The sequence below is a fragment of the Pseudomonas sp. IT-P395 genome (assembly GCF_949767675.1).
Taxonomy (GTDB): domain Bacteria; phylum Pseudomonadota; class Gammaproteobacteria; order Pseudomonadales; family Pseudomonadaceae; genus Aquipseudomonas.
Map to the genome: position 1 here is coordinate 72,630 of NZ_CATKPW010000001.1, position 14,597 is coordinate 87,226.

9 protein-coding genes are annotated in these 14,597 nt (G+C 57.6%); 4 read left to right on the forward strand and 5 right to left on the reverse strand.

Going from position 1 to position 14,597, the window contains the following annotated elements:
- Positions 1-41: 41 nt before the first annotated feature.
- A complete protein-coding gene (locus ACM6IN_RS00260; RefSeq protein ID WP_414915140.1) occupies positions 42-1,544 on the forward strand; it encodes an ATPase domain-containing protein in 1,503 nt (500 codons plus the stop codon).
- A complete protein-coding gene (locus ACM6IN_RS00265; protein WP_414915141.1) occupies positions 1,541-3,211 on the forward strand; it encodes an ATP-binding protein in 1,671 nt (556 codons plus the stop codon). Before ACM6IN_RS00260 ends, ACM6IN_RS00265 begins: the two co-directional genes overlap by 4 nt.
- 102 nt (positions 3,212-3,313) lie before the next feature.
- On the opposite strand, the gene ACM6IN_RS00270 is transcribed toward ACM6IN_RS00265, so the two are convergent.
- The 5 genes from ACM6IN_RS00270 to ACM6IN_RS00290 are packed head-to-tail and all read right to left on the reverse strand — an operon-like array spanning position 3,314 to position 9,858.
- Positions 3,314-3,691 (reverse strand): response regulator, encoded by a 378-nt coding sequence (locus ACM6IN_RS00270; RefSeq protein WP_007914945.1) that lies wholly within the window; start codon positions 3,689-3,691, stop codon positions 3,314-3,316.
- Between the two features lie 44 nt (positions 3,692-3,735).
- Positions 3,736-4,950 (reverse strand): hybrid sensor histidine kinase/response regulator, encoded by a 1,215-nt coding sequence (locus tag ACM6IN_RS00275; protein WP_007914947.1) that lies wholly within the window; start codon positions 4,948-4,950, stop codon positions 3,736-3,738.
- On the reverse strand, positions 4,944-5,537 hold the full coding sequence (locus ACM6IN_RS00280; RefSeq protein WP_007914949.1) for a chemotaxis protein CheB: 594 nt from the start codon (positions 5,535-5,537) through the stop codon (positions 4,944-4,946). Before ACM6IN_RS00280 ends, ACM6IN_RS00275 begins: the two co-directional genes overlap by 7 nt.
- A complete protein-coding gene (locus tag ACM6IN_RS00285) occupies positions 5,534-6,367 on the reverse strand; it encodes a CheR family methyltransferase (RefSeq protein WP_007914952.1) in 834 nt (277 codons plus the stop codon). The genes ACM6IN_RS00280 and ACM6IN_RS00285 overlap by 4 nt, the downstream gene beginning before the upstream one ends.
- Positions 6,367-9,858 (reverse strand): response regulator, encoded by a 3,492-nt coding sequence (locus ACM6IN_RS00290; RefSeq protein ID WP_007914954.1) that lies wholly within the window; start codon positions 9,856-9,858, stop codon positions 6,367-6,369. Before ACM6IN_RS00290 ends, ACM6IN_RS00285 begins: the two co-directional genes overlap by 1 nt.
- Positions 9,859-10,121: 263 nt before the next feature.
- Here ACM6IN_RS00290 and ACM6IN_RS00295 point away from each other — a divergent pair, with 263 nt between their 5' ends.
- Both ACM6IN_RS00295 and ACM6IN_RS00300 read left to right on the forward strand, forming a co-directional pair.
- Positions 10,122-10,484 (forward strand): response regulator, encoded by a 363-nt coding sequence (locus ACM6IN_RS00295; protein ID WP_007914955.1) that lies wholly within the window; start codon positions 10,122-10,124, stop codon positions 10,482-10,484.
- Between the two features lie 178 nt (positions 10,485-10,662).
- The gene (locus tag ACM6IN_RS00300; RefSeq protein WP_414915142.1) at positions 10,663-14,556 is read left to right on the forward strand and encodes a hypothetical protein; all 3,894 of its coding nucleotides are present in this window, start codon (positions 10,663-10,665) and stop codon (positions 14,554-14,556) included.
- The last annotated feature ends 41 nt before the right edge of the window (positions 14,557-14,597 follow it).

Sequence of the window (14,597 nt, forward strand, 5' to 3'; positions counted from 1 at the left end):
TGTTGGCGGCCTCGCTTCCCTTAGTCATGAGAGGGCATTTTTTGTCTACTTCTAACGAGTTGATCAGTGCGAAAGCCGCTACCGGCATTGTGGGTCTGGACGACATCCTGGCCGGTGGTTTGTCTCGCGGTCATGTTTTCTTGCTGGAGGGTGAACCCGGTACCGGCAAAACCACGGTCGCTTTGCATTTTCTCCTGGCCGGCGCGAAAGCCGGCGAACGCTCGTTGTACATCACGCTCTCGGAAACCGAGCGCGAACTAAGGCAAGGGGCGTCGTCCCACGGCTGGACGCTGGATGACAACATCAAGATCTTCGAGCTGACGCCCCCGGAAAGCCTGCTCAATGCCGAGCATCAGCAGAGCCTGTTGTATTCCTCCGACCTGGAACTGGGCGAAGCCACCAAGCAGATTTTCGAAGCAGTCGAACGCTTCAAGCCCACGCGCGTGGTGCTCGACAGCCTGTCGGAGATCCGTTTGCTGGCGCAGAGTTCGTTGCGTTATCGCCGACAGATTCTGGCGATCAAGCATTACTTCGTGCGCTACAACGCCACCGTATTGCTGCTTGACGACCTGACCACCGAGTCGCTCGACAAGACTGTGCACAGCGTTGCTCACGGGGTCATTCGCCTCGAAGAGCTGACACCTAACTACGGCGCCGAGCGCCGACGCGTGCGGGTGGTCAAGTACCGCGGCCAGAAGTATCGCGGTGGTTTCCATGACTTCACCATCATGGGCGACGGCGTGCATGTATTCCCACGACTGGTGGCGGCCGAACATCGCGGCGAGTACGCGCGATTGCAACTCTCGAGCGGCATCCCGGAAATGGACGCGCTCCTCGGCGGCGGCATCGAGACCGGCTCCAGTACGCTGATTCTCGGCCCTGCCGGTACCGGTAAATCGCTGATCTCGATGATCTTCGCTGCCGCTGCCGTACTACGCGGGGAAAAAGCCGCGCTGTTTATCTTCGATGAAGAACTCGGCCTGCTGTTTGAGCGGATGAAAAACATCGGCATCGACCTGAAAGCCTTGCAGGCCACCGGCAATCTGTTGATCGAACAAGTCGACGCCGCTGAACTGTCGCCAGGTGAGTTCTCCCATCGCGTGCGACGCTGCGTCGATGAAGGTCAAATCAAAACCGTGGTCATCGACAGCATCAACGGCTATCAGGCGGCAATGCCGGAAGAAAACGCGCTGGTGCTGCACATGCACGAGTTGTTGCTGTACCTGAACCGCAAAGGCGCGGCGACGTTCATGACGGTCGCCCAGCATGGTCTGGTCGGCGACATGCAAGCGCCGGTCGACATTACTTATCTGGCTGACACGGTGATTCTGTTGCGCTACTTCGAAGCACTGGGCAAAGTCCGCCGCGCGATCTCGATCATCAAGAAACGCACCGGCAGCCACGAATCGACCATTCGTGAATACCGCATTTCCACGCAAGGCATGACCATCGGTGAACCGCTGGAAGCCTTTCAAGGCGTGCTGCGAGGCGTCCCCACCTATCTCGGCGCGAGTAGTCCGCTGTTGCAGGAAGAACACTTGTGACGGTTCAGGTGCCGCTGGCCGAACGGGCGCTGATTCTGGCGCCGGTGGGTCGCGACAGCCAGATTGCGCTGATGATCCTCAACGAGGCCGGCTACAGCGGACTCGTCACGCCAGGTCTGGATTCGCTGTGCACGGAGCTTGAACAGGGTGCCGGTCTGGTGCTGGTCGCCGCCGAAGCCTTGCGCGGACCGGAACTGGAAGCGCTGTTCCTGCACCTGGAGCAGCAGCCGGCGTGGTCGGATCTGCCCATTGTGCTGTTGACCCATCACGGCGGCCAGGAACAAGGCCCCTCCTCGCGGTTGAGCGATCTGTTGGGCAACGTGACGTTCCTTGAGCGACCGTTCCATCCCGCGACACTGGTCAGTATGGTGTCCGCCGCATTGCGCGGCCGACGACGACAGTACGAGGCCCGGGACCGGCTGGTTGACCTCAGTGAAAGCGAACGACGTCTGCAATCGACCCTGGAAACCCTTGAACAACAGGTCGAAGAGCGCACCGCACAACTGCGGCACAATGAAGAAGCCCTGCGCCAATCGCAGAAAATGGAAGCGGTCGGCCAACTCACTGGCGGTATCGCCCACGACTTCAACAACATGCTGACTGGCATCATCGGCAGCCTTGAGTTGTTACGTCGGCGCCTGGCCCGTGGACGTCTGGACGACCTCGACAGCCTGATCGATCTGGGCGTGACTTCGGCCAACCGTGCCGCCAGTCTGACCCACCGCCTGCTGGCATTTTCGCGTCGGCAATCACTCGATTCAAAAGCTGTGCAGATGAACACCCTGGTGCTGTCCATGGGTGAACTGCTGCAACGCAGCCTCAACGAAAGCATCCAACTGGACATGCGCCTCAACGACAAGTTGTGGGTCGCAGAGGCCGACCCCAATCAACTGGAAAGTGCCCTGCTCAACCTGGTCATTAATGCCCGCGACGCCATGCCCGACGGCGGCAAACTGGTGGTCGAGACCAGTAATCAGGTACTCAAGCGCGAATTCACCGAGGCCTACAGCAATCTCGAACCCGGTGATTACGTGATGCTCAGTGTCACCGACAACGGCAGCGGCATGCCGCAAAGTGTCATCAACCGTGCGTTCGATCCTTTTTTCACCACCAAACCGATTGGTCAGGGCACCGGGCTGGGCCTGTCGATGATCTACGGGTTCAGCAAGCAGTCCCGTGGCCATGTCTCGATTCACAGCGAGATCGATGAAGGCACCACGGTAAAACTTTATCTGCCGCGCTTTCGCGGTGAAGAACTGTCCAGTCCAGACTCGGCTATTCAACAAGCCCCGGATGCGCTGGACGGCGAAACCGTGCTGATCGTCGAGGACGACCCGGCAGTGCGCGTGCTGGTCTGCGCGGTGCTCGGTGAGTTGGGCTATGCCTTTGTCGAAGCCTGGGATGCTGACAGCGCCGTGCCGATTCTGAATTCGACGCAGCGTATCGATCTGCTGATCAGCGATGTCGGCCTGCCGGGCATGAACGGCCGGCAACTGGCAGAAGTCGGCCGCCAATATCGTCCGGGGCTGAAGGTTCTGTTTATCACCGGCTACGCCGAGCACGCCGCAGTGCGTGGCGGGTTCCTCGATTCGGGGATGCAGATGATCACCAAACCGTTCACTTTCGACCTGTTGACCGCCAAAGTGCGGGAGATGATCAAAAGCTGAAACCGCTGAAACTGTAGGAGCTGCCGAAGGCTGCGATCTTTTGATCTTGTTCTTGATCATCAACATCAAAAGATCGCAGCCTTCGGCAGCTCCTACAGGGCTTTACGCGAGCAATTCCTGAATCTTTTCCTGCAACACATCCAGGTCGAATGGTTTTTCCAGGATCGGCGCCTTGCGTGTGATCGGGCTGCCGGTTTCGCGGATTTCCTGCGGATAGCCGCTGATGAAAATCACCTTCAGGTCCGGACGCAATTTGACGGCCGGTTCAGCGATCTGCACGCCGGAGATCCCGCCCGGCAAACGGAAATCGGTGATCAACATGTCCAGATGTGGCTTGCGCGCAAGAATCTCGAACGCCTGCTCGCCGTTTTCCGCCTGCAACACGCGATACCCCTGCCCTGACAAGTAATCCGTCAGGACCATCAAGATAACCGGTTCGTCCTCGACGACGAGTACTACATCTTGTGCATCTACGCTCATGGGAAGCCTTTGTTCAGTCAATAGCTGCTGATACGACCGTACGGTCAATCAGAGGTTGCGTCGGATGTGCCGTTTTCCTGAATTGGCAGACAAACGCGAAACAGGGCGCCTTCGTTGATTTCACTCTCGACGACGATGGAGCCGCCATGGGCGGCGACGATCTGCTCGGAAATGAACAGACCCAGCCCGAGCCCGGCCACTACCGTCTTGGCGGAAACCCGTTCGAACTGTTGGAAAATACGTTTCTGATTCTCTTGGCTGATGCCGATGCCACGGTCCTGCACCTCGACCCGCGCCTCATCACCTTCACGGTAAACCCGCACCTGAATCGGGCTGCGACCGCCATAGCGCAGGGCGTTGGTGAGCAGATTGGTGACCACCTGCTCGATGCGGAACTCGTCCCAATGGCCTTCCACCGGTACAGGCGCGGTGAACGACACTTCGGTTTCAGCAGCCTCGATCTGTGCCGCGAAGTTTTGCAGCAGGTTGCTCACCAGTTGCACCAGATCGAAACGGCTCGGTCGGATCGACAATTTGCCGGTGCGAATGCGTGACACGTCGAGCATGTCTTCGATCAGGCGGATCAGGCTTTTGATCTGGCGTTCATCGCGGTCGACCATGGCGTGCATCTTGTCGAGGGTGAACGCCGCAGCGTTGTCGCGGGCCAGGTGCATCTTGCGCAGCTGGGTTTCAAGGATCAGGCCATTAAGCGGCGTGCGCACTTCATGGGCGACGATGGACATGAAGTCATCGCGCATGCGCACCGCCTGCTCCAGTTCCAGCTGGGTGCTTTGCAGTTGTTGCAACAGTGCTTCCTGCTCGCGACGGGCCTGCTCCAGCGCTTCGAGCTGTTGCTTCATCGCCTTGCTCTGACGGTACAGATCGACGAAGACGTTGACCTTGCTCTTCACCGCGTGGATATCCAGCGGCTTGTGCAGAAAGTCCACTGCCCCGCTCTCGTAGCCCTTGAACGCGTAATTGAGTTCACGGCCGGCAGCGCTGACAAAAATGATCGGGATGTTCTTGGTTTTCTCGGTGCCGCGCATCAACTCGGCAAGCTCGAAGCCGTTCATGCCCGGCATCTGCACATCGAGGATGGCCATGGCGAACTCGTGTTGCAGCAGCAACGACAGCGCTTCATCCGCCGACAAGGCTTTGTAGACAGTACGGTCTTCACGCTTGATCAGCGCTTCGAGCGCCAGCAGGTTCTCCGGCAGATCGTCGACGATCAGCAGTTTGGCTTGGATATTACTCAGCATGCGATTCGTTCCAGCTCGACAAGCAGACGGCCGATGCCGTGAATGGGTAGGACATGGTCCGGCTGCTGAATCTTCAGTGCAGCCAAGGGCATGGTGGCGACTTGCGCGTCTTCGGGGTCTTGAACGATGGTCAGGCCACCGCGGCGTTTGACTTGCGCCAGCCCGCGCGCGCCATCGTGATTGGCGCCGGTGAGCAGTACGGCGGCCAGCGACTCTCCGTAGGCGTCAGCCGCCGATTCAAACAGATAGTCGATCGATGGCCGGGAATAATGCACGCGCTCCTCAAGGCTCAGCGAGAGGCTGCGATCCTGCTCCACCGACAGGTGATAACCCGGCGTGGCGAAATACACATTGCCGGCAACGATATCCTGCTTGTCAGCAGCCTCGTGCACCGGCATGTCCACGCGGCGGGCGAAGACTTCGGCCAATTGACTACGGCGTTCTTCGGGCAGATGCAGGACCACAACGATCGGCAACCTATAGCCTCGGCGCAGCGGTCCGAGCAGGCTCAGCAGCGCCTCGACGCCGCCGGCGGAAGCCCCGACCACAATCGCCTCGACGCGAGGTAAATCCACGGCCTCGTTCATGTTTTGCGGTAGATCCGTTCTTGTTTGACCAGCGGTTCGAACTGGTTCGCGTAACCGGAGAAATCCAGCGTTTCCTTGCTGCCCAGCACCAGAAATCCGCGGTGGCACAGCGATTCATGAAACAGACCGAAGGCACGGTCCTGAAGTTTCTTGTTGAAGTAAATCAGTACGTTGCGACAGGAAATCAATTGGGTTTCGGAGAACACACTGTCCGTCGCCAGACTATGGTCGGCGAAGGTCACGTTCTCGCACAGGCTCTTGTCGAAAATCGCATAACCGTACGCTGCCGTGTAGTAGTCGGCAAACGAACGCTGACCACCGGCCTGCTGATAGTTGGCCGTATACGCACGAACATTCTCCATGGAGAAAATCCCCTGCTTGGCCTTGTCCAGCGAGCGCGGGTTGATATCGGTGGCATAGATGATCGTGCGATCGAGCAGGCCTTCTTCGCGCAACAAAATCGCCATCGAATAGACCTCCTCGCCCGTGCTGCACCCGGCAATCCAGATCTTGATCGACGGATAGGTGCGCAGCAACGGCACCACTTCCCTGCGAATGGCGAGGAAGTGCGACGGATCGCGGAACATCTCGCTGACCGGAATCGTCAGCAATTGCAGCAACTGCATGAACGCCGTCGGATCGTGCAGGACTTTTTCCTGCAGCGCCGAAATGGTCGCGCATTCGAACTGGCTCAGCGCGTGCTGCACCCGGCGCTTGATTGAAGCGCCGGAGTAATCGCGAAAATCGTAGCTGTACTTGAGGTAAATCGCCTCAATCAACAAGCGCAGTTCGATTTCACTGTTTCGTTCAGCTGGCGTACTACGTTCCACTAAATGCGTTCCATCTTCGGTAACCACACGCGAATCAGCGAGAACAAGCGATCCAGGTCGATAGGCTTGGCCAGGTAATCATTGGCGCCCGCCTGCAGGCAGCGCTCCTGATCGTCTTTCATGGCCTTGGCCGTCACCGCGATGATCGGCAGCTTGCGCCAGCGCGGATCCTTGCGGATTTCAATGGTGGCTTCGAAACCATCCATTTCCGGCATCATCACGTCCATCAACACCAGATCGATATCCTCGACTTCATTGAGTCTTTCAATCGCCTCACGACCGTTACGGCCGATCACCACGACTGCGCCTTTGGTCTCCAGGGCACTGGTGAGGGCGAAAATGTTGCGCACATCGTCGTCCACCAGCAGCACCTTGCGACCCTCGAAGACCTTGTCGCGGCTGCGCGCGGTCTTGAGCATCTTCTGCCGTTCATGGGACAACTGCGATTCGACTTTGTGCAGAAAGAGTGTGACCTCATCCAGCAAACGCTCTGGCGAGCGTGCGCCCTTGATGATGATCGAGCGCGAGTACTTGCGCAGTTCAGCCTCTTCATCGCGAGTCAGGTTGCGTCCGGTATAGACGATGACCGGCGGGAACGAGCAGATGTCCTCGGTGGACATGCGCTTGAGCAGGTCATTGCCGAGCATGTCCGGCAATTTCAGGTCGATGACCATGCAGTCGTAGATCGTCGTGCGCAGCAGCTCCAGCGCGTCCTGCGCGAGGCCGACGGCGGTGATTTCGATGTCTTCGTCGCCGATCAGTCGGGCAATGCTCTCGCGCTGCAAGTCGTCGTCCTCGACCAACAGCACGCGTTTGACCTTCTGGGTCAGCTTGGCCTCGAGACGGGCGAACACGTCCTTGAGCTCTTCGCGGGTGGTCGGTTTGACCGCGTAACCGATCGCACCCATGTGCATCGCCGCTTCGACGCGGTCCTCGACGGAAATCACATGCACCGGGATGTGCCGGGTTCCGGCGTGTTCCTTCAGACGCTGCAGCACGGTGAGGCCGGAGTGATCCGGCAGACGCATGTCGAGCAGGATGGCATCCGGGACGAATTCTTTGGCCAGGTCGTAGCCCTCGTCCGCGCCATGAGCCACCAGGCACTGATAGCCAAGCTCATGCGCCAGATCGTAGAGGATATGCGCAAAGTTCGGCTCGTCTTCCACCACCAGGATGCAGCGCGTGGCGAATGGCGCTTTGTTACGGTCATCGGCGAAGCGCGGAATGTGCACCGGCGTCAACGGCGAAACAACCGGCGCCAGTGGCACGCTGGCCACCGCCGCTGGCGGGGTAAAGGTCAACGGAGCGAACGGCACTTCATTGGTCTCGTCGAACTGCTGCGGCAACACCAGCGTGAACACACTGCCCTGCCCCGGTGTACTGCTGACGCTGATCGAACCGCCGAGCAAGGTCGCCAGATCCCGCGAAATCGACAGGCCCAGACCGGTGCCGCCGTACTTGCGGTTAGTGGTGCCGTCGGCCTGGCGGAAGGCTTCGAAAATGCTTTCCTGCTGATCGGCAGCAATGCCAATACCCGAATCGCGCACGATGAACGCGACGCGATCATCCGGCTGGCCGGCAATGGTCAGGCTGACTGCGCCCTTCTCGGTGAACTTCACGGCATTGGACAGCAGGTTCTTGATCACCTGCTCCAGACGCTGACGGTCGGTGTAGAGCATGCCCGGCGCGCCAGGTTGCAAATCGACACTGAAGGTCAGCTGCTTGTCTGCCGCCAGAGGTTCGAACACGCTGCGCAGACCATCGGCCAGACGCGCCACGCTGGTGTTCTCCGGAATCACTTCGAGCTTGCCCGCCTCGACCTTGGAGATGTCCAGAATATCGTTGATCAGGTTGAGCAGATCGTTGCCGGCGGAGTAGATCGATTCGGCAAACTTGACCTGTTCGGCGCTGAGGTTGTCTTGCGGGTTCTCCGCCAGCAGCTTGGCCAGAATCAACGAACTGTTGAGCGGTGTGCGCAGTTCGTGGGACATGTTGGCGAGGAATTCGGATTTGTACTTGCTCGAGCGCTGCAATTCTTCGGCGCGTTCTTCGAGCTGCACCTGGGCCTGGTTGAGCTCGGTGTTCTTCAGGTCCATGGCGTCGCGCTGTTCGGCCAGGGTCTGCGCCTGCTCGGCGAGTTGCTCGTTGGTCTGCTCCAGTTCGACCTGCTGGGTTTCCAGATGCGCCTGGGACTCCTTGAGAATCCGCGACTGCTCTTCCAGTTCTTCGTTGGCGGTTTTCAGCTCTTCCTGCTGCACCTGCAACTCTTCGTTGAGCTGCTGGGTTTCGGCCAGCACTTCCTGCAAGCGCTGACGGTAGCGCGCAGCTTCGATGGAGGTGCCGATATTGCCGGCAATCAGTTCCAGCAATTCGATATCGCGATCCGTGAGCGGCCGCAGGAAACCCAGTTCGATCACGCCATTGACCCGGTCGTCATCGCTGGTCGGCACTACCAGCACACTGTGCGGCAAGCCCTCGCCCAGCCCAGAACTGACTTTGAAGTAGTCCGACGGCACCGAATCCAGACGGATCAGCCGCGCCTGTTGCGCCACCTGGCCGACAATGCCTTCGCCGCTGTAAATCGACTGATCTTGTTCTTCCTGCTCGCGAGAGAAGCCGTAAGTGGCCACCCGCTTGAGGCCGCCATGTTCTTCACGCACGTACAGCGCGGCCACGGCGGTGCCCAGGTATTGCGCGCAGAACTGCAGAATATTGCGCCCCAGCAAGTTCAGCGTCAGTTGCCCCAGCACCTGCTCGGCCAGCTCGGTCTGACCATTGCGCAACCACGCCTGCTGCTCCAGACGTTCGGCACTGGCTTGCTGTGCGGCAAGGTTGGCGCTGTAGTTGGTCGACAGATTGACCAGATCACGACGGCCGATATAGGCCAGCAAGCCGCTGATACCAGCGATGAAAATCAGGTAGAGGCTGATGCTCCAGATCGTAGTGCGGCGCACGTCTTCATTGCGCGTCGTGCGCAGAACCTGTTCGGTTTCGATGACGTCTTCAAATTGCTTGCGGATTTCGTCCGTCAGGCGTTTGCCACGTCCAGCCTTGACCGCGCCCCGGTAATCGCCGCTGGAGCGCTGCAGATCGATCATCGATTGTGCGTAATTGGCCCACTCGATCTGCAAGGCCTGCAAACGACGCAAGCGATCGGTCTGCACCGGGTTATCGGCGGTCAGATCGAGCAAAGTACTGAGCGCCACCGCGATACGCGGTTTGGCAGTTTCGTAAGGGTCAAGGAAATGCTCGTCGCCGCTAAGCAAGAAACCGCGCATGCCGGTTTCCAGGTCCACGGTGAGCTTCACCGCTTCGTTGGCGTTATTGATCACCCGGTCGGTGTGCTCCACCCACTGGATCACCGACAGCAGATAAGTAATCAGCGACACGAAGAACACGGCACTGAGCACACCGACGCCCAAGGGCAGACTGATGTTGCGACTCAGGAGTTTACGAAACCGTTGCTCATCAACCGTAGACGGAGAGGACATGGGGCAGCCTTGTCGAACTGTTGAAAAACAGGCAGTTTGCCCCAAAACGGCGGCATGGATCCATTTTTCTCACACCTTTCGCAGCAAATTCCTACGCTCACCAGCATGTTCATGCCCCTGAACAGTTATCCTTGCGCCCCCATCTGCGGCTATGCTTTTTTTGCGTCGGGCGGGGAACTTGTGGCACTGCGCCACTTACTGATGAAGAAGCCCGGCACTTTTGATCGACCGGCGACCCTGAACTGACTTTCGAGAGCCTTATTATGTCTACCCCCGCCTCCACCATCCTTGTCGTAGAAGACGACGACATCGTGCGCATGCTGATCGTCGATGTGCTGGAGGAGCTGGAGTTCACGGTGCTCGAAGCAGACGGCAGCGAACAGGCACTGGAAAAGCTTGAAGACTCAAGTCTGCACATTGATCTGATGATGACCGACGTCGGCCTGCCGGGCATGGATGGCCGCGAACTGGCGACCGAAGCACGCAAACTGCGCCCCGCCCTGCCGATTATGTTTGCCAGCGGTTATGCCGAATCCATTGATGTACCCGCAGGCATGCATGTAATCGGCAAACCGTTTTCAATTGATCAGTTGCGTGACAAGGTAAAAGCCATATTGAACAATTAACAACAGGAAATAGCAGCCGAAGCAACTTGTTATATCCACGCATAATTCGCAACGCACTAAACCTGTAATTACTGATCACCGCAGTTCTATCCTGAGTCAACTCTTTGATCTGTGGCGCCTGACAAATCAGCGCCGCTAACAAAGACACTTGAAGCTTACCCGACTCAGGATAGAAGACATGCGCCCCGCAGTAATCAATAAAACTTCATACGTCGATCGTTCTCTTTTCGACAAACAGGAAAGAGCCAACATCACCCAAGCGCTGAATGCTGCCCTTCTACGTTCGCATCCCACTTTGACATTTGAGCAGTACAGCGCGAGCGCGTCTTTACCCGAGACAACCAGGCTTAGCCTGCAGAACCTGTTTTTCCCCTACGTTGCCGGCAGCACGTTCGATGAAGCCTATGAGCCAGCACGTCATGCCTTGCAGAAAATGATTGAAACCGAGCAGTTCTCGCATCTTTGCGAAATTCATGGTTTTCCGGCGAACGCTAGAATCGGTGTCGACGGCGAAGGCAGTATCTTTGGAATATTTGAACACGCCAAACATGAGCTACCCATCGGCGGAAGCGCAGAGACGCTGATGCTGGCCGAGTTTGCGGAAATAACCGGTGGCTATGTTTATTCCGGTTACGACATTGGCATTGAGCAATGGCTTGCCTTTGAAGGTTTGAATCTGCCGCAGACCATTGGCGACATCAAACAATTGATCGCCTATTTGATTTTTGAACTTCCCGCCCCTCCCGACTCCGGCGATTACCACGAGTTACTGAACAGTGAAGCGGATTCACCGTTTCATTTATCGCGCGCCAAACGCGAAATCATCACACAAGTCATTCAGGAAGCGACTGAAGGCAAGAGCACTCTTCTGAAAAAACTGTCCCTCGCCGATTTCAAGCAGATTCCCATCGCCACTAAACGCAAGCACGTGGACGACATTATTACCGACTGTTTGAAGCAGAACTTTGCCAGTGACCTGGGCCGAAAGCTCCATGAGTGCCTCGACTGGCATCTGGAAACGGACGATCAGCACGTGCGCGCCAATCAGCTTCGCGAAATCCTGCAGGCCGCGCTGGTCATCGATCTGGAGGCGCGGACCAACTCGCCCATCCTCGCCGGTTACGACCTGTATCAACCGGCCAATGCAACCCGCCATGCTGCACAAGTGCGTGAAAGCCTCGAGCAGCATCTCGTTAGCGAAGGCTTGATTGAACCAGACTACGCCCTGCTGGCGGCACACCTGTTACTGGCCGGCTCCGCCGCTGAATTTCTGATCGCCGATATACCGCCTGATCTGACCCTGGAAAAACCTGGCTGGGTCGTCATCGCTCAAGCGGTGGCGTTGATCGAACACGCCTCGCCGGGGTCCTCCCGAATGATGACATATAGCCAAATCAAGGCGTTTGCAGAACTGGCTCCGCTGTCCCCCGAACAAATCGAACTGCACCAGGTAGCTGGATTCACCCCGACGATCAATTGGGCAGTACTCAATGGCGTGATCGACTACCGAGCCCAAAAAGATTACGACAAGCCCACGCTGGTCAAGGCTACCGCGCACTTCGAGCGCTACATGGAGGCCCTCAGCCAATCGGAGACGGGTCTGTCGCGAACGCCCCCCGAGCGCAGAACAATCGCCCTTGAGGCATTAAAGAAGGTGATGCCCGAAGGCAGTTACCTCGAAAAGAAAGGGTTCTCCATCAAATACCTGAGCAGCTTCAAAGACCGCAGCTGGCTCGAGGGACTCAAGGCGGCGCACCCGGCCGGCATTCTCAGCGAGTTCTATGATGCGCTGCTTAGCACAACCGGCAACAGCGAATACGCGATAAACAAACTGCTGCGCCTGCGCTTCTCGATAGTGGATCTCTACCTGTCCGGCGACCTGATCGAAAATGGCAAGTTGACAGACCGATTTCAGCAACAAAGCGATTTCAAGCCACCCGCTGACGCGTTTGCCCGATTGTCCGAACTCGAATTGCCTGGCGTACTGTTCGATCAAGCCTTCGATTGCTATTACAAAGACGTGCGCGAGGGAATGTCTTCGGTCATGAAAATGGCGATTTCGAACATGCCCGAGCGCGATAGACAGGCGCTCACCAACGGCTACATGACGCTTTACACCGTCAGAAAGGAAGTCAATCCACTCAATCCACAGGAAGAAACCCAATTCGCTCGTGACGAAGCGAAAGGTCGCTACGGCCTTATTCTGTGCTGTAACAATGACGATGCATTGCGTACTTATGAGTTATTCAGCTTGCGCGGTCTGTGTCGCGAACGCCCCGAATTACTGGTGTTATTGCAAAGCACGCAGATCATCGATGCTCGCCCGACACTCTCCTTCACCGGCAGCCGGTACGACTTCCAGGCAAAGAACAAAGCCGTGGAATGGCCTCTCGATTTCGCGGCTTACAGCGAGGGCAGCGAGCCCCGAGGTGGCGTGACGTCTCGCGTAGTGGTGGAAAAGCTCTGGCACCTGAATCTGGCAGCCACGGACAATCGACCGGTTTCCCTGTTCTTTTCCCGCGAGGTCGATGACATCGCCGAATGCATCCTGACCCACCATCCTGTGGCCAGCCGTGCCGAGCTGTACGCCTCACTGAATGTGCAGACGGAGTTGGAGGAATGGCGCACAACCATAGAAACCGTTGAACGCTTGGCGATCAACGTGATCGTGCCGTTCAAACAATGTATTGAAGATATCCGTTCGGGGCGTACTGATCGGGTTTCCGAGGGCATCGGTGGCTGTGTGCTGGATGGCCTGTCGGTCATCGGTTTGTTGATTGGTCTGGGGGCAAGCGCGGCAAGTATTGCCGCCAAGACCGGGTCAACCACACTCAAGGTATTGAAAATCTCCAGGGCCGTGGCTCGTGTAGCGCTGTCGTTGATCAATCCGCTGGATGGCTTGCCGACACTGGCACGCAAAGGTCTGCGGCTCGCGGGCCGTGGCATCGTCTTCGTCGGCGAAAACGCACTGAGTACGGCGCGAACCGCCAATACCCAGTTGCGCAAACTCGTGCGCGGTGCAAATGCCCCTGAGTTGATCAAGTTCGAACGGCTGACCGATATGCGCCAGGCGACCTGGCGCGGGGCGGACGGTGTGAGCCAGGCCGTCGATATTGCCGTGCTGCAACGCAACAAGCGCTGGCACGCACTCAACCTCAAAGTCGGCGGTGCCTGGGGGCCGCGCCTGAAGTTCCTCAATCTGGGGAATTTCTCGCCGTTGAAACGATTGTTCGCTCGCGCCAGGCCCTTCAGTTACACGCAGGGATATCTGACCAAAGCCATTCCCCACGCGAAAAGCAAACTCGACAACACGATCGGCATGCTCAGCAACATACACGAGGACGATCACCATGTTCGCTCGCTGCTCAAGCATGTCTTTGGCACTGACTCTAACGAAGCAATTGAATACATCACCCACAATTTGCGCGCCATGCGCAAGGATCTCGACTCCGTCGATCTCACCAATATGGTATTCCGCCCGCATGAGCCGGACATCCTCGCGGCACTGCGTGTCGATACCTACAAACACTGGAAAGCCGGCGTGGACGCTGGCGTGAAAGTCGATAAAAACGCAGGTCAGTTTCTCGCGATCTACCCGGACAATCTGGATGAGTTCTATCAAGTGTCCAGGTATGACGATGGCAGCATTGGCGATGTCATCGTCCATGAAATGTCGCACGGCGCTCCGGGAACGCTCGACCTTTACTACGGCGAAGTGCTTGCCGGGGTTACTCCCGCCGAGTTCGATGCCGTCGGGCTGCTTGAATTTGCCAGGGACGCGCACAGGGCCCATCCGGATAATCTGAGCAATCCCCATTTCCGCTTTGCCAAGCGTGAGGAATACATCGAGTTCAAGCGAATCAAGGACGGGCTGCCAAAAGTGGTCCAAGACCATCCCGCATTGTTGAATGCGGAATCCTATGCACTGTCTGTCTCGCTCCTGGACCAGCAAGTGACCGCGCCCGCGGCGTTTCAACTCAACCTCTCGGCCATGGAAAACGCTTTGAAGAACACGGCTCCCGGTGCTTTTATCCAGGGGCCGCTGTTGCTTAATCTCGCCAAACCGATGTGAAGAGAAACAGGGCGCATCCAAGCTTTATGGCTGTGGTTTAA

Coding starts and splice junctions, on each gene's coding strand:
- ACM6IN_RS00270 (WP_007914945.1), bottom strand. CDS start 3,691: ATGAGCGTAGATGCACAAGATGTAGTACTCGTCGTCGAGGACGAACCG.
- ACM6IN_RS00275 (WP_007914947.1), bottom strand. CDS start 4,950: ATGCTGAGTAATATCCAAGCCAAACTGCTGATCGTCGACGATCTGCCG.
- ACM6IN_RS00280 (WP_007914949.1), bottom strand. CDS start 5,537: ATGAACGAGGCCGTGGATTTACCTCGCGTCGAGGCGATTGTGGTCGGG.
- ACM6IN_RS00290 (WP_007914954.1), bottom strand. CDS start 9,858: ATGTCCTCTCCGTCTACGGTTGATGAGCAACGGTTTCGTAAACTCCTG.
- ACM6IN_RS00295 (WP_007914955.1), top strand. CDS start 10,122: ATGTCTACCCCCGCCTCCACCATCCTTGTCGTAGAAGACGACGACATC.
- ACM6IN_RS00300 (WP_414915142.1), top strand. CDS start 10,663: ATGCGCCCCGCAGTAATCAATAAAACTTCATACGTCGATCGTTCTCTT.